The sequence below is a fragment of the Stenotrophomonas sp. SAM-B genome (assembly GCF_013387485.1).
GTDB lineage: Bacteria > Pseudomonadota > Gammaproteobacteria > Xanthomonadales > Xanthomonadaceae > Stenotrophomonas > Stenotrophomonas maltophilia_AA.
The window spans coordinates 504,404-517,815 of the sequence record NZ_JABBXB010000001.1 but is presented as its reverse complement, the minus strand read 5'-3'; the positions used below and the strand labels follow the sequence as shown (position 1 = coordinate 517,815).

Sequence of the window (13,412 nt, the reverse complement as noted above, 5' to 3'; positions counted from 1 at the left end):
GGCCAGCAAGGCCCCGCCCTGCACGAGGGCCCACGGCTCCGGTACTCTCTGCCTTCTTCCTGGTCCTTCGTTGCCGCATGCCCTCGATCCTGATCATTGACGACAACGCCAGCGTCGGCACGGCACTCGACGTGCTGTTCTCGCTGCACGACATCGACACCCTGCACGCGCTTTCGCCCGAACAGGGGCTGGAGCTGCTGGAACAACAGCCGGTGGACCTGGTGATCCAGGACATGAACTTCACCGAGGACACCACTTCCGGCGAGGAAGGCGAAGCGCTGTTCCAGCAGATCCGCGCCCGCCACCCCGACCTGCCGGTGATCCTGCTGACCGCCTGGACGCATCTCAGCAGCGCGGTCGATCTGGTCAAGGCCGGCGCCGCGGACTACCTGGCCAAGCCCTGGGACGACCGCAAGCTGCTGATCACGGTCAACAACCTGCTGGAGCTCTCCGAAACCCGCCGCGAACTCGATCGCCGCCGCGACCGCGAACAGCGCGACCGTTCGGCGCTGGAGGCGCGCTACGACCTGCGCGGTGCGGTGGTGGCCGATCCTGCCAGCGAGCGCGTGGTCAGCCTGGCCTGCCAGGTCGCACGCTCGGCACTGCCGGTGCTGATCACCGGTCCCAACGGTGCGGGCAAGGAGAAGATCGCCGAGATCATCCAGGCCAACTCGCTGGTCGCAAAGGGACCGTTCGTCGCGCTCAACTGCGGGGCGATTCCCGCCGAGCTGATCGAAGCCGAGCTGTTCGGTGCCGAAGCCGGCGCCTACACCGGTGCCAACAAGGCACGCGAAGGCAAGTTCGAAGCGGCAGACGGCGGCACGCTGTTCCTGGACGAGATCGGCAACCTCTCCTCCAGCGGACAGATGAAGCTGCTGCGCGTACTCGAGACCGGCCGCTTCGAACGGCTGGGCTCCAACCGCGAGCGCCAGGTCAAAGTGCGGGTGATCAGCGCGACCAATGCCGACCTGCCGACGATGATCCGCGACGGTCAGTTCCGCGAGGATCTGTACTACCGCCTCAACACCGTCGAGCTGGCGCTGCCGCCGCTGGCCGAACGGCCCGGCGACATCCTGCCGCTGGCCGAACGCTTCCTGGGCAGTGGCAAGCCGCTGTCCACCGCCGCCGCCACCGCGCTGCAACGCCACCCCTGGCCCGGCAACGTGCGCGAACTGCGCAACGTGCTGCAGCGCGCCGACCTGCTGGCCACCGGCCCGCGCATCGAGGTCGCCGATCTCAACCTGCCGCGCACCGCCGCACCGCGCGCGGCCGCCCCGACGGTGGACCCGGACCGCAGCCGGATCGAGACCGCACTGGCCCACAACCACGGCATCATCGCCCAGACCGCTGCCGAACTCGGGCTCAGCCGCCAGGCGCTGTACCGGCGCATGGACCGTTACGGCATTCCGCGCGAATGAAACGCCGCTCCTTCACCTTCCGGTTGTTCCTGCGCCTGCTGCCGGTGCTGGCACTGGCGGCCGCGTTCCCCTGGTACCTCGCGTACTGGCTGGACCATGGCTGGGCGGTCACGTGCATTTCGGTCGTCGTGCTGCTGGCGCTGATGTGGTGGAGCCTGCGCCGCGCGACGGCACCGATCCGCTCATTGCTGCGCGCCCTGTCCGGTACCACCAGCAGCTACCGCGACGGCGAATACAACTTCGGCATCTACTGGCCGTCCAATGATGAGCTGGGCGATCTGGTCCAGGCCCACCGCGAGCTGGGCGACGTGCTGCGCGCGCAGCGCCAGGACCTGGTCCAGCGCGAGCTGCTGCTGGACACCATGGTGCAGAACACGCCGGTGTCGATGCTGTTGCTGGCGCACGGGGGCGACGGCGTGCAGCGCGTGGTGTTCTCCAACCTGGCGGCGCGCAAGCTGCTGCACAGCGGCTGGAAGCTGGAAGGCCAGCGCATGCACGACGTCATGGCGACGATGCCGATCGAACTGCGCGATGCCATCGCCCGCGGCGGCGACAGCCTGTTCGCCGTGCGCGGCGAAGGCCAGGACAGCGACGATGAGCACGATGAAGACGATGAGCAGATCTACCATCTGTCACGCCGCAACTTCCATCTCAACGGGCGCCCGCACGACCTGCTGCTGATCCGCCTGCTGACCGCCGAACTGCGCCGCCAGGAAGTGCAGACGTGGAAGAAGGTGATCCGGGTGATCAGCCACGAGTTGAACAACTCCCTGGCGCCGATCGCCTCGCTGGCGCATTCCGGTGGCGAGCTGGTCCGGCGCGGCAAGACCGAACGGCTGGAAGAAGTGTTCACCACCATCGAAGAGCGCGCCCGCCACCTGGAAGGATTCATCCGCGGCTATGCGCGCTTCGCCAAGCTGCCGCAGCCGCAGTTGCAGACCGTGCAGTGGAACCTGTTCCTGGGCGGGCTGCAGCACCAGATTCCGTTCCGGATGGCGGAGGTACCCGACGATCTGCAGAGCCGCGTGGACATCGCCCAGCTCGGGCAGGCGCTGCTGAACCTGCTCAAGAATGCCCATGAAGCGTGTGGCGAAGCCGAGCCGCCGAATGACGACGTCGAGGTCCGCCTGACCCGTCTGCCGCAGTGGCTGCGGCTGGAAGTGCTGGATCGCGGCAAGGGCATGAACGAGGCGGTGCTACAGAACGCGTTGATGCCGTTCTACTCCACGAAGCGCAACGGCACCGGGCTCGGCCTGGCGCTGACCCGTGAGATCGTCGAAGCGCATGGTGGCCGCATTTCGCTGCAGAACCGCCGCGAGGGCGGCCTGTGCGTGGCGGTGTTCCTGCCGGCCGACGCCCGGTAGTGCCGGCCGCTGGCCGGCACCGTGATGCTCTCGGGACTGCCGGGGTGCCGGCCAGCGGCCGGCACTACTTCTTGGTGGGGCGCTTCCAGCCGTCGATCGTTTCCTGGCGGGCACGGGCGACAGTCAGCTTGTCCGCCGGCGCGCCGCGGGTGATCACCGACCCTGCCGCGACCGTGGCACCTTCCCCGATCACCACCGGCGCGACCAGCGAGCTGTTGGACCCGATGAAGGCACGGTCACCGATGGTGGTCTGCGACTTGTTCACGCCGTCGTAGTTGCAGGTGATGGTGCCCGCGCCGATGTTGACCTTGCTGCCGATCACCGCATCGCCCAGATAGGTGAGATGGTTGGCCTTGCTGCCCGCCCCCAGCACCACCTTCTTGGTCTCCACGAAATTGCCCACGTGTGAACCTTCGGCCAGCACGGTGCCGGGTCGCAGACGGGCGAACGGACCGATGTCCGCCGCGCCTTCGCTGACCACGCCGTCCAGATCGCAGTGCGGCTTGACCACGGTACCGGCGGCCAGGGTGACATCCTTGAGCCGGGTGAAAGCGCCGATGCTGACGCCATCGCCCAGCACCACGCGCCCTTCCAGGATCACGTTGACATCGATCTGCACGTCGCTGCCGACGGTGACCGTGCCGCGGATATCCAGCCGTGCCGGGTCCAGCACGCGCGCGCCCTGCGCGCACAGCGCACGCACTTCACGCAGCTGCCAGGCACGCTCCAGCTGGGCCAGCTGCCAGGGATCGTTGGCGCCTTCGGCGTCCTGCGGCTCCTGCACGAAGGCCATCTCGGCCGGGGTGTAATCGCTCGCCGCCGCGGCAAAGATGTCGGTCAGGTAGTACTCGCCCTGCGCATTGGCATTGGAGAGCTGCGACAGCCAACGACGCAGTGCGGTCGATTCGGCGGTGATGATGCCGGTGTTGATGGTACGGATGCTGCGCTGTTCGTCGCTGGCATCCTTCTGCTCGACGATCGCGCCGACCTTGCCCTCCGCATTGCGCACGATGCGGCCGTAACCGGTCGGGTCGGCAACCTCCGCCACCAGCACGGCCAACCGGCCCGGCTGCGACAACAGGTGGCGCAGCGTCTCGGCGCGGATCAGCGGCACGTCGCCGTAGAGCACCAGCACGGTCGCCGCATCGGGCACCTCCGGCATCGCCTGCAGTACGGCATGGCCGGTGCCCAGCTGCTGGCCCTGCTCGGCCCAGCGCAGGTCGGGCTGGTCGGCAAACGCCTGCCGGACCGCTTCGCCGCCATGGCCGTACACCACGTGGATCGCTTCCGGCTGCAGCTGGCGCGCGGTGTCGATGACATGGGCAAGCATCGGGCGCCCGGCGATGGGCTGCAGCACCTTCGGCAGGGCCGACTTCATGCGCTTGCCGGCACCGGCGGCCAGGATGATCACGTGCAGGGGTTGGGTCATGGGTAGATCACGTTCCGGGAATCGTTGATGGGAATTCTAGTGCGACGCTCGTTAACATGTGGGATTGTCCGCACCCGGATTTCCCGTGAGTCTCCTCCGCCAAGGTAGCAGCTACCTCGTCGTCGGCCTGGTCCAACTGGTCGTGGACTGGGCGGTGTTCGTGGCCGCCACCGCGCTCGGCATGCCGGCCGCCCCGGGCAACCTGCTCGGGCGCGTGAGCGGGATGCTGCTCGGCTTCTGGCTCAACGGCCGCTACACCTTCGCCCGCGATGGCGAGCACCGCCTGGGCTGGCCGCGGTTCGTGCGCTTCCTGCTGCTCTGGGCGGTGCTGACCGCGATCAGCACGCTGCTGGTGACGCTGGCGGCCGAGCACCTGGGGCTGCGCTATGCATGGCTGGCCAAGCCGCTGGTCGAAGGCGCACTGGCCGGTCTGTCGTTCCTGCTGATGCGGACCCTGATCTTCCGCTGATCCGGCGTACCGGGAGGCAGGCAAAAAAAAACGCCGGCAAGCCGGCGTTTTCCCCTTCGCGGAAGGCGCCGTCGCGCCGCACCGCTTAGTGCTTGAGGTTCTTGCGCAGGCGCTCCAGCGCCTGCAGCTGGGCGGACACTTCCGCCAGGCGCTGCTGCGCTTCGGCCACTTCCATTGCTTCACCACGATTGGCCAGGATGCGCTCGGCTTCTTCCTTGGCCTTGCGGACCGAGGCTTCGTCGATGTCCTGGGCACGGATCGCGGTGTCGGCCAGCACGGTCACGACCTGCGGCTGCACTTCGAGAATGCCGCCGGAGATGGCGAAGTCGATCTGCTCGCCGCTCGGCGTGGTCACCACCACCTTGCCCGGCTTCAGCCGGGTGATCAGCGGGGCGTGCTTGGGCGCGATGCCCAGCTCACCCAGCTCACCGGTGGCCACGACCAGGGTCGCCTCACCACGGAAGATTTCCTGCTCGGCGCTGACGATGTCGCAACGGATGGTGCTCATGAAACTCTTCTCGCTTTAGGGCGGGCGTGGGCCCACCGCAGGATGTCCTCAGCGGTGGGCATGCGCCCACCCCGTGTGACGGGTCGGGACGGGCATGTCGCCCGTCCCCGCCGCATCAGGCCTTCTCAGCCATCTTCTTGGCCTTCTCGACCGCTTCTTCGATGCTGCCGACCATGTAGAACGCCTGTTCCGGCAGGTGGTCGTATTCGCCATCGACGATGGCCTTGAAGCCACGGATGGTGTCCTTCAGCGACACGTACTTGCCCGGCGAGCCGGTGAACACTTCGGCCACGTGGAACGGCTGGCTGAAGAAGCGCTCGATCTTGCGGGCGCGGGTCACGGCCTGCTTGTCTTCTTCGGACAGTTCGTCCATGCCCAGGATCGCGATGATGTCCTTCAGTTCCTTGTACTTCTGCAAGGTCTGCTGGACGCGCTGGGCGGTGTCGTAATGCTCGTGGCCGATGACCAGCGGATCCATCTGGCGGCTGGTCGAGTCGAGCGGATCCACGGCCGGGTAAATACCCAGCGAGGCGATCGAACGCGACAGGGTCACGGTCGAATCCAAGTGGGCGAACGTGGTGGCCGGCGACGGATCGGTCAAGTCATCGGCGGGCACGTAGACGGCCTGGATCGAGGTGATCGAGCCATTCTTGGTCGAGGTGATGCGCTCCTGCAGGACGCCCATTTCCTCGGCCAAGGTCGGCTGGTAACCCACGGCCGACGGCATGCGGCCCAGCAGCGCCGACACTTCGGTACCGGCCAGGGTGTAGCGGTAGATGTTGTCGACGAACAGCAGCACGTCCTTGCCCTTGCCGTTTTCGTCCTTCTCATCGCGGAAGTACTCGGCCATGGTCAGGCCGGTCAGCGCGACGCGCAGACGGTTGCCCGGCGGCTCGTTCATCTGGCCGTACACCATCGCGACCTTGTCCAGGACGTTGGAGTCCTTCATCTCGTGGTAGAAGTCGTTGCCCTCACGGGTACGCTCACCCACGCCGGCGAACACGGACAGACCGCTGTGCGCCTTGGCGATGTTGTTGATCAGTTCCATCATGTTGACGGTCTTGCCGACGCCGGCGCCGCCGAACAGGCCGACCTTGCCGCCCTTGGCGAACGGGCACATCAGGTCGATGACCTTGATGCCGGTTTCCAGCAGCTCGGTGGCCGGGGACTGGTCTTCGTACGACGGAGCGGCACGGTGGATTTCCCAGGTGTCGCTGGCGGTGACCGGACCGGCTTCGTCGATCGGGCGACCCAGCACGTCCATGATGCGGCCCAGCGTGCCCGCGCCGACCGGCACCGAGATGGCGCGTTCGGTGTTGGTGGCGACCAGGTTGCGCTTCAGGCCGTCGGTGGAGCCCAGCGCGATGCAACGGACCACGCCGTCACCGAGCTGCTGCTGCACTTCCAGCGTGATTTCGGTGTTGTCCACCTTCAGCGCGTGGTACACCTTCGGCACCGACTCGCGGGGGAATTCGACGTCGACGACGGCGCCGATGATCTGAACGATCTTGCCCTGACTCATTGCTGCAATCCTCTAATGTGTGCTTTGACTGTGCGCGTCAGACTGCTGCCGCGCCGCCGACGATTTCGGAGATTTCCTGGGTGATCGCTGCCTGGCGCGCCTTGTTGTAGACGAGCTGCAGGGTACCGATCAGCTTGTTCGCGTTGTCACTGGCCGACTTCATCGCGACCATGCGGGCTGCATGCTCGGACGCGACGTTTTCCAGCACGGCCTGGTACACCAGCGACTCGACGTAACGCGTCATCACGTGCTCGAGCACGGTCGCGGCGTCGGGTTCGTACAGGTAGTCCCAGTCGTGATGCGCGACCTGCTTCTCAGCGGCCGGCAACGGCAGCAGCTGATCGAAGCTGGCCTTCTGCGTCATCGTGTTGATGAAGCGGTTGTAGACCAGGTAGACGCGGTCGACCTTGCCATCGGTGAAGGCATCGAGCATGACCTTGATCACGCCGATCAGCTGTTCCAGGTGCGGCACATCGCCCATGTGGGTGACGGTGCCGACCATGTTGACCTTGACGCGGCGGAAGAAGGTCGAGGCCTTCTGGCCGACGGTGACCACGTCGATGTCGGCGCCCTTGTCCTGCCACTGGCGCATTTCGCCCAGCATCTTGCGGAACAGGTTGTTGTTCAGGCCGCCCGCCAGACCGCGGTCGGAAGAGACCACGATGTAACCGACGCGCTTGACCTCGTCACGCTGGACCAGGAACGGATGCTGGTAGTCGGTGCTGGCCTGGGCCAGGTGACCGATCACCTGCTTCATCGCCTGCGCATACGGACGCGACGTCTTCATCCGCTCCTGCGCCTTGCGGATTTTGGAGGCCGAGACCATTTCGAGCGCACGCGTCACCTTGCGGGTGTTCTGCACGCTCTTGATCTTGGTTTTGATTTCGCGTCCGCTTGCCATCTCTTCTTCCCGTAGAGCGGGGCTCTGCCCCGCTGCCATTCAACGGTGAAGCGAGGCCGTCAGGCCCCGCCACACATGCGGCTTACCAGCTGCCGGTGGTCTTGAACTCGGTGATGCCCTTCTTGAAGGCAGCTTCGATGTCGTTGTCCCAGCCGCCGGTCGCGTTGATCTTGCTGATCAGCTCGCCCTGGGTGTTGGCGAAGTGGGCATGCAGACCTTCTTCCAGCGCCAGCAGCTTGTTGACCGGCACGTCGTCGAGGTAACCCTCGTTGACGGCGTAGATCGACAGCGCCTGGTTGGCGATGGACATCGGGGCGTACTGCTTCTGCTTCATCAGCTCGGTGACGCGCTGACCGCGCTCCAGCTGCTTGCGGGTGGCTTCGTCCAGGTCCGAGGCGAACTGCGCGAACGCCGCCAGCTCACGGTACTGGGCCAGCGAGATACGGATGCCGCCGGACAGCTTCTTGATGATCTTGGTCTGGGCCGCACCACCGACGCGCGACACCGAGATACCGGCGTTCACGGCCGGGCGGATGCCGGAGTTGAACAGATCGGTTTCCAGGAAGATCTGGCCGTCGGTGATCGAGATCACGTTGGTCGGCACGAAGGCCGAGACGTCACCGGCCTGGGTTTCGATGATCGGCAGCGCGGTCAGCGAGCCGGTCTTGCCCTTGACGGCGCCGTTGGTGAACTTCTCCACATACTCTTCCGACACGCGGGCAGCGCGCTCGAGCAGGCGGGAGTGCAGGTAGAACACGTCACCCGGGTAGGCTTCACGGCCCGGCGGGCGCTTCAGCAGCAGCGAGATCTGGCGGTAGGCAACGGCCTGCTTGGACAGATCGTCGTACACGATCAGGGCGTCTTCGCCGCGGTCCATGAAGTACTCACCCATGGTGCAGCCCGAGTAGGCGCTGATGTACTGCATCGCGGCCGATTCGGACGCGGTCGCAGCGACCACCACGGTGTGCGCCAGGGCGCCGTTCTCTTCCAGCTTGCGCACGATGTTGGCCACAGTCGAGGCCTTCTGGCCGATCGCGACGTACACGCACTTGATGCCGGTTTCTTTCTGGTTGATCACCGCATCGATGGCCAGGGCGGTCTTGCCGGTCTGGCGGTCACCGATGACCAGCTCGCGCTGGCCGCGGCCGATCGGGATCATCGAGTCGACGGACTTGTAACCGGTCTGCACCGGCTGGTCGACCGACTTGCGCCAGATCACGCCCGGGGCAACGCGCTCCACCGGCGCGGTGGCCTTGGCCGCGATCGGGCCCTTGCCGTCGATCGGCTCGCCGAGCGCGTTCACGACGCGGCCCAGCATTTCCGGACCGACCGGCACTTCCAGGATGCGACCGGTGGTCTTGGCAACGTCGCCTTCGCGGAGGTTCTGGTAATCACCCAGCACCACGGCGCCGACCGAGTCGCGCTCCAGGTTCAGGGCCAGAGCGAAGGTGTTGTTCGGCAGTTCGATCATTTCGCCCTGCATCACGTCGGCCAGACCGAAGATGCGCACGATGCCGTCGGACACGCTGGTCACGGTGCCTTCGTTGCGCGATTCCGCGGCCAGCTTGACCTTCTCGATGCGGTTCTTGATCAGTTCGCTGATTTCGGAGGGGTTGAGCGTGGTTGCCATCGTCAAGTCCTAGTGCCGGCGATCACGCCGGACGTTAAATGAATTCAGTTAGCGAGCGCGGTCTGCAGGCGCGACAGCTTGCCCTTGAGCGAGCCATCGATGACCACATCGCCGGCGTCGATCACGGCACCGCCGATCAGCGACGCGTCGACCGCGGTCGTCACATCCACCTCGCCGCCGAAGCGCTTGCGCAGCGCGGCCTTGATGGCGTCCAGTTCGGCGCCGGACAGTTCGGTGGCCGAGGTCACCGTGGCCTTGACCACGTGTTCGGCTTCAGCGCGCAGCTGGTCGTACATGCCGGCGATTTCCGGCAGCAGCGGCAGACGATGCGCATTGGCCAGGATGGCCAGGAAGCGACCGAAGGTCTCGCTGGACGATTCCGGCACCAGCAGCGCGACGGCATCGTCGCGGTCCAGTTCCGGGTTCGACAGCAAGGCCGCCACGCGCGGGTCGGCAGCTACGTGGGCGGAGAACGCAAGCGCGTCCGACCACGGCGCGAACGTGCCTTCGTCGCGCGCGGTCGCGAACGCGGCGCGGGCATACGGGCGTGCAAGCGTGAGGGCCTGGCTCATTGATCAGATCTCCGAGGCCAGCTCGTCGAGCAGCGCCTTGTGGGCGTTGGCGTCGATTTCGCGCTTGAGCAGCTTTTCGGCACCGCTCACGGCCAGCGCGGACACCTGCTTGCGCAGATCTTCACGGGCACGGTTGGCGGCAGCTTCGATCTCGGCGTGGGCCAGATCTTTCTGGCGGTTGGCTTCGACGATGGCTTCATTCTTGGCGGCATCAACGATCTGGTTGGCGCGTGCGTGGGCCTGATCGATGATCTCGTTGGCCTTGGTGCGCGCATCCTTCAGTGCATCGTTGACCTTTTCCTGCGCCTGGGCCAGATCTTTCTGGCTGCGGTCGGCAGCGGCGAGGCCTTCAGCGATCTTCTGCTGACGCTCTTCGATGGCGTTCATCAACGGCGGCCAGATTTTGGTCGCGATGATCCAGATCAGACCGGCAAACGCCAGTGCCTGGGCAACGAGGGTAAAACCGATATCCATGGGGTTCGCTCAATCTGGGGTGATGGGGTGGTTGCGCCGCCCGAAGCGGCGCAGCCGTCCTTCATCCGCGATCAGGCGCACAAGGCGCCTGATCGTTTCGCTTTCGCTGGATCAGCCCGCAACGGCCGGCAGACGTGCAACGAACTCGCCGATGGTCGGGTTGGCGAAGGCCAGCAGCAGGCCGACGGCGACCGAGATGATGAACGCGGCATCGATCAGGCCGGCGGTGATGAACATGCGGACCTGCAGCACCGGAATCAGTTCCGGCTGGCGCGCGGCCGATTCCAGGAACTTACCGGACATGATGGCCAGACCGAGACCTGCACCCAGCGCGGCCAGGCCGATCATGATGCCGACGGCGAGGACGGTGGAGCTCTGGACTTGGGCGAGGTTGGTCAGGACGGCGAAGTACATGGTTTTCTCCTGGAACTTTGGATAACTAAGGGTTTAGAAACAAACGGATGAAGGGTGAAGCGAAACTCAGTGAGCGTCTTCCGACAGGCTCAGGTACACGATGGACAACATCATGAAGATGAACGCCTGCAGCGGAATCACCAGCAGGTGGAACAGCATCCAGCCCAGGCCGAATGCACCGCCCGCGATGGCACCGGCGATACCCGCACCGCCCAGCACCCAGATCAGCAGGAAGACGATCTCACCGCCGAACATGTTGCCGAACAGTCGCATCGCCAGCGAAATCGGCTTGCTCAGCCACTCGACGATGTTGAGGATCAGGTTGAACGGGAGCATCCACTTGCCGAACGGCGCGGTCAGGAATTCCTTGGTGAAGCCACCCAGGCCCTTGGAGCGCAGCGCGAAGAACAGCATCAGGAAGAACACGCTGATCGACATGCCCAGCGTGGCATTGACGTCGGCGGTGGGAACCGGCTTCCAGTACGGCACGCCCATCATCTCAAGCGGCTTGGCGATGAAGTCGGCCGGGATCATCTTGATGAGATTCATCATGAGGATCCAGAAGAACAGGGTGATCGCGATCGGGGTCACCAGCTTGCTGGTGCCGTGGTAGGTGTCCTTGGCCTGGCGGTCAACGAACTCCAGGCAGATCTCGACGAACGCCTGCCACTTGCCCGGGACGCCGGCAGTCGCCTTGCGGGTTGCCATCCAGAAGCCAAACACCATCAACAAACCCATCAGGACCGAAGTCACAATGGTGTCGACGTGAATCGCCCAGAAACCACCTTCCTGCATATGGAACGTCAGGTTGTGGAGGTGATGTTGGATGTAGGAGGTGGGTGTCAGCGCCTCGCCTGCCATGTGTCCGGAACCTTGAGTTAAATAAATTGGATCAGCGCCTGGCAAGAGCCAGGACCTGGAACATCAATCCGACGGCGATACCGGCCAGCAGCGCCAGTGCAGGCAGCTTGAAGACCAGGAACCCCACCATCAGGACGCCGAATACGAGCACCCACTTTGCCACCACCGCCAGGATCAGGCGGGTCATCGCCGAGCCTGCCGCCTGCACCCCGCCGCCGAGCGCCATCCGCGCGGCGACCCAGCCGGCTGCAGAAACCGCCACACCGGAGAGCAGCGCCCCCAGAGCGGCCTTCGGGCCTCCCCACAGAAGCAGGGCAAGAGCCAGGACAGCCACTGCAGCGAGCGGGTAAACCGCTGCGCGCAGCATCAGTCGCCGACCCGCGTCAACGGAGTTCAGCACGTGAATGTCCTGCATGGTTGTGAGTAGAAAGGCCGAGGCCGCAAGCAAACGCCTCGTCGAGCCGCCAAATTATAGCAATGGGACAATTTGAGAGACAACCGCTGCCTGTTCATCCCGGATGTAAGCCCGCCGTTGGGGCCTCCTGCGCACCTGTGCCACCTGCGGTCCAATCGGTTTGCGCAGGAGGAGCGCGATGCGGCAGTGCAACATGTTGAACTTTGGCCCCTTGCCCCGGTCAGATCCATGAGCCTGCCGTTGAATCCTCGTCGGCGTCCCGCGAGCGGGCTGGTACAGGGTGGCCCCGAAGCCCTCTCCGGGGCCACCCTCTTTTTTCCGGCCGGCGCGGCGTCGCCGCCGAACAGGGTCGCCCGTGGCCCGCGGGTAACGGCAATCCGCCCGGAAAACGGCCACCGCACGGACCCGCGGTCCAGCCGCGCGCATGAACGGTACACACAGCCTCCACCATACCTTCACGAATGGTGGACGTCGCAGTGGGCAATGTGACGGCACATCACTAGAACCACCGCAAGGACCCCCGATGCGCCCGATGCTCTCCCTGCTTGCCGTGCCAGTCGCTCTGGCCGCACTTTCCTACGCCGCTACGTCCCATGCTGCCGAAGGCGACGACCGCTTCGCGCTTCGCCTGGGTGCGATGCAGATTGATTCGGACAACACGATCCGCGGCAACACCAACATCGCTGGCCAGGATGTGGGCTTCTCCGAAGATTTCGGCCTGGGTGGCAAGGAATGGGAGCCGCGCGTGGAGGGCATGTTCCGCATCAGCAACCGCCAGCGCCTGCTGTTCAACTACTTCAAGTACGACAAGGATCGCCGCGAGACCCTCGACCAGGGCGTGAGCTTCGGCGACACCAACGTGCCGGCCGGCAGCTTCATCAAGGGTGAGCTGAAGTATCAGGTCGCCAGCCTGGTGTACGACTACTCGGTGGTGGACACCGACACGTTCGACCTCGGCCTGCAGTTGGGTGCGGAGTACGCGAAGGTCAGCACCAAGGCCTACGCCGATGTCGGTGATCTGTACCAGGGCGAATTCCTGGACGAGAAGGCCGACGGTGTCGCGCCGGTGGTCGGTGCTCGCCTGAGCTTCACCCCGTCCGAGAAGTGGATGATCACGTTCCAGGGCCAGTACCTGAACACCAAGTGGGGCAACTTCGACGATTACGACGGTGATCTGAGCCGCGCCAATGCGATCGTCGATTACCGCTTCACCAAGAACTTCGGCGTGTTCGCCGGCTACGACTGGTTCAAGCTGGACGTCGACCAGAGCGGCAGCGATGGCACGATCGGTCTGAAGCAGGAGTTCAAGGGTCCGGTGGCGGGCGTCAGCTTCGTCTTCTAAGCCCTTCGCACTGCCTCTCTCCAAGCGCGGCCTCCGATGTATCGGGGGCCGCGTTTTTTTGTGCGCCTCCTTCCCGTGGGGCAACAAAAAACC

General features: G+C 65.1%; 14 protein-coding genes. 4 read left to right on the top strand and 10 right to left on the bottom strand.

Features of this window, described 5'->3' with window-relative positions:
• Positions 1-77: 77 nt before the first annotated feature.
• Together HH110_RS02225 and HH110_RS02220 are read left to right on the top strand one after the other, a co-directional pair.
• Entirely contained in the window at positions 78-1,418 is a 1,341-nt protein-coding gene (locus HH110_RS02225; RefSeq protein WP_176988120.1) for a sigma-54 dependent transcriptional regulator, read from the top strand.
• Positions 1,415-2,782, top strand: a complete 1,368-nt coding sequence (locus HH110_RS02220; protein WP_176988119.1) for a PAS domain-containing sensor histidine kinase — start codon at positions 1,415-1,417, stop codon at positions 2,780-2,782. Before HH110_RS02225 ends, HH110_RS02220 begins: the two co-directional genes overlap by 4 nt.
• A 64-nt stretch (positions 2,783-2,846) precedes the next feature.
• Here the strand turns inward: HH110_RS02220 and glmU are convergent, their stop codons facing one another.
• The gene (gene glmU / locus HH110_RS02215; RefSeq protein ID WP_176988118.1) at positions 2,847-4,211 is read right to left on the bottom strand and encodes a bifunctional UDP-N-acetylglucosamine diphosphorylase/glucosamine-1-phosphate N-acetyltransferase GlmU; all 1,365 of its coding nucleotides are present in this window, start codon (positions 4,209-4,211) and stop codon (positions 2,847-2,849) included.
• Between the two features lie 85 nt (positions 4,212-4,296).
• Between glmU and HH110_RS02210 the strand changes: the two genes are divergently transcribed.
• Positions 4,297-4,680, top strand: a complete 384-nt coding sequence (locus HH110_RS02210) for a GtrA family protein (RefSeq protein ID WP_176988117.1) — start codon at positions 4,297-4,299, stop codon at positions 4,678-4,680.
• An 85-nt stretch (positions 4,681-4,765) separates the two neighbouring features.
• Here the strand turns inward: HH110_RS02210 and HH110_RS02205 are convergent, their stop codons facing one another.
• The 9 genes from HH110_RS02205 to HH110_RS02165 all read right to left on the bottom strand — a co-directional run bounded on the left by HH110_RS02205 (position 4,766) and on the right by HH110_RS02165 (position 11,962).
• Complete coding sequence (locus HH110_RS02205; RefSeq protein WP_019183637.1) at positions 4,766-5,188, bottom strand: F0F1 ATP synthase subunit epsilon; 423 nt, start codon at positions 5,186-5,188, stop codon at positions 4,766-4,768.
• Positions 5,189-5,303: 115 nt separating this feature from the next.
• Positions 5,304-6,710 (bottom strand): F0F1 ATP synthase subunit beta, encoded by a 1,407-nt coding sequence (atpD, locus tag HH110_RS02200; protein ID WP_121040078.1) that lies wholly within the window; start codon positions 6,708-6,710, stop codon positions 5,304-5,306.
• A 37-nt stretch (positions 6,711-6,747) separates the two neighbouring features.
• Positions 6,748-7,611: a F0F1 ATP synthase subunit gamma gene (atpG, locus tag HH110_RS02195; RefSeq protein ID WP_176988116.1), complete on the bottom strand. Its 864-nt coding sequence runs from the start codon at positions 7,609-7,611 to the stop codon at positions 6,748-6,750.
• An 82-nt stretch (positions 7,612-7,693) separates the two neighbouring features.
• Complete coding sequence (gene atpA / locus HH110_RS02190; protein WP_176988115.1) at positions 7,694-9,241, bottom strand: F0F1 ATP synthase subunit alpha; 1,548 nt, start codon at positions 9,239-9,241, stop codon at positions 7,694-7,696.
• Between the two features lie 44 nt (positions 9,242-9,285).
• A complete protein-coding gene (locus HH110_RS02185; protein WP_176988114.1) occupies positions 9,286-9,813 on the bottom strand; it encodes a F0F1 ATP synthase subunit delta in 528 nt (175 codons plus the stop codon).
• A gap of 3 nt (positions 9,814-9,816) precedes the next feature.
• The gene (locus tag HH110_RS02180) at positions 9,817-10,287 is read right to left on the bottom strand and encodes a F0F1 ATP synthase subunit B (RefSeq protein WP_176988113.1); all 471 of its coding nucleotides are present in this window, start codon (positions 10,285-10,287) and stop codon (positions 9,817-9,819) included.
• Between the two features lie 111 nt (positions 10,288-10,398).
• Entirely contained in the window at positions 10,399-10,701 is a 303-nt protein-coding gene (gene atpE, locus HH110_RS02175) for a F0F1 ATP synthase subunit C (protein WP_088433762.1), read from the bottom strand.
• Positions 10,702-10,767: 66 nt separating this feature from the next.
• On the bottom strand, positions 10,768-11,562 hold the full coding sequence (gene atpB, locus HH110_RS02170; RefSeq protein WP_176988112.1) for a F0F1 ATP synthase subunit A: 795 nt from the start codon (positions 11,560-11,562) through the stop codon (positions 10,768-10,770).
• A 31-nt stretch (positions 11,563-11,593) separates the two neighbouring features.
• Positions 11,594-11,962, bottom strand: coding sequence for a hypothetical protein (locus HH110_RS02165; protein WP_172407534.1), 369 nt, complete (start codon positions 11,960-11,962; stop codon positions 11,594-11,596).
• Between the two features lie 538 nt (positions 11,963-12,500).
• On the opposite strand from HH110_RS02165, the gene HH110_RS02160 reads away from it, so the two are divergent.
• The gene (locus tag HH110_RS02160) at positions 12,501-13,319 is read left to right on the top strand and encodes a hypothetical protein (protein WP_176988111.1); all 819 of its coding nucleotides are present in this window, start codon (positions 12,501-12,503) and stop codon (positions 13,317-13,319) included.
• The last annotated feature ends 93 nt before the right edge of the window (positions 13,320-13,412 follow it).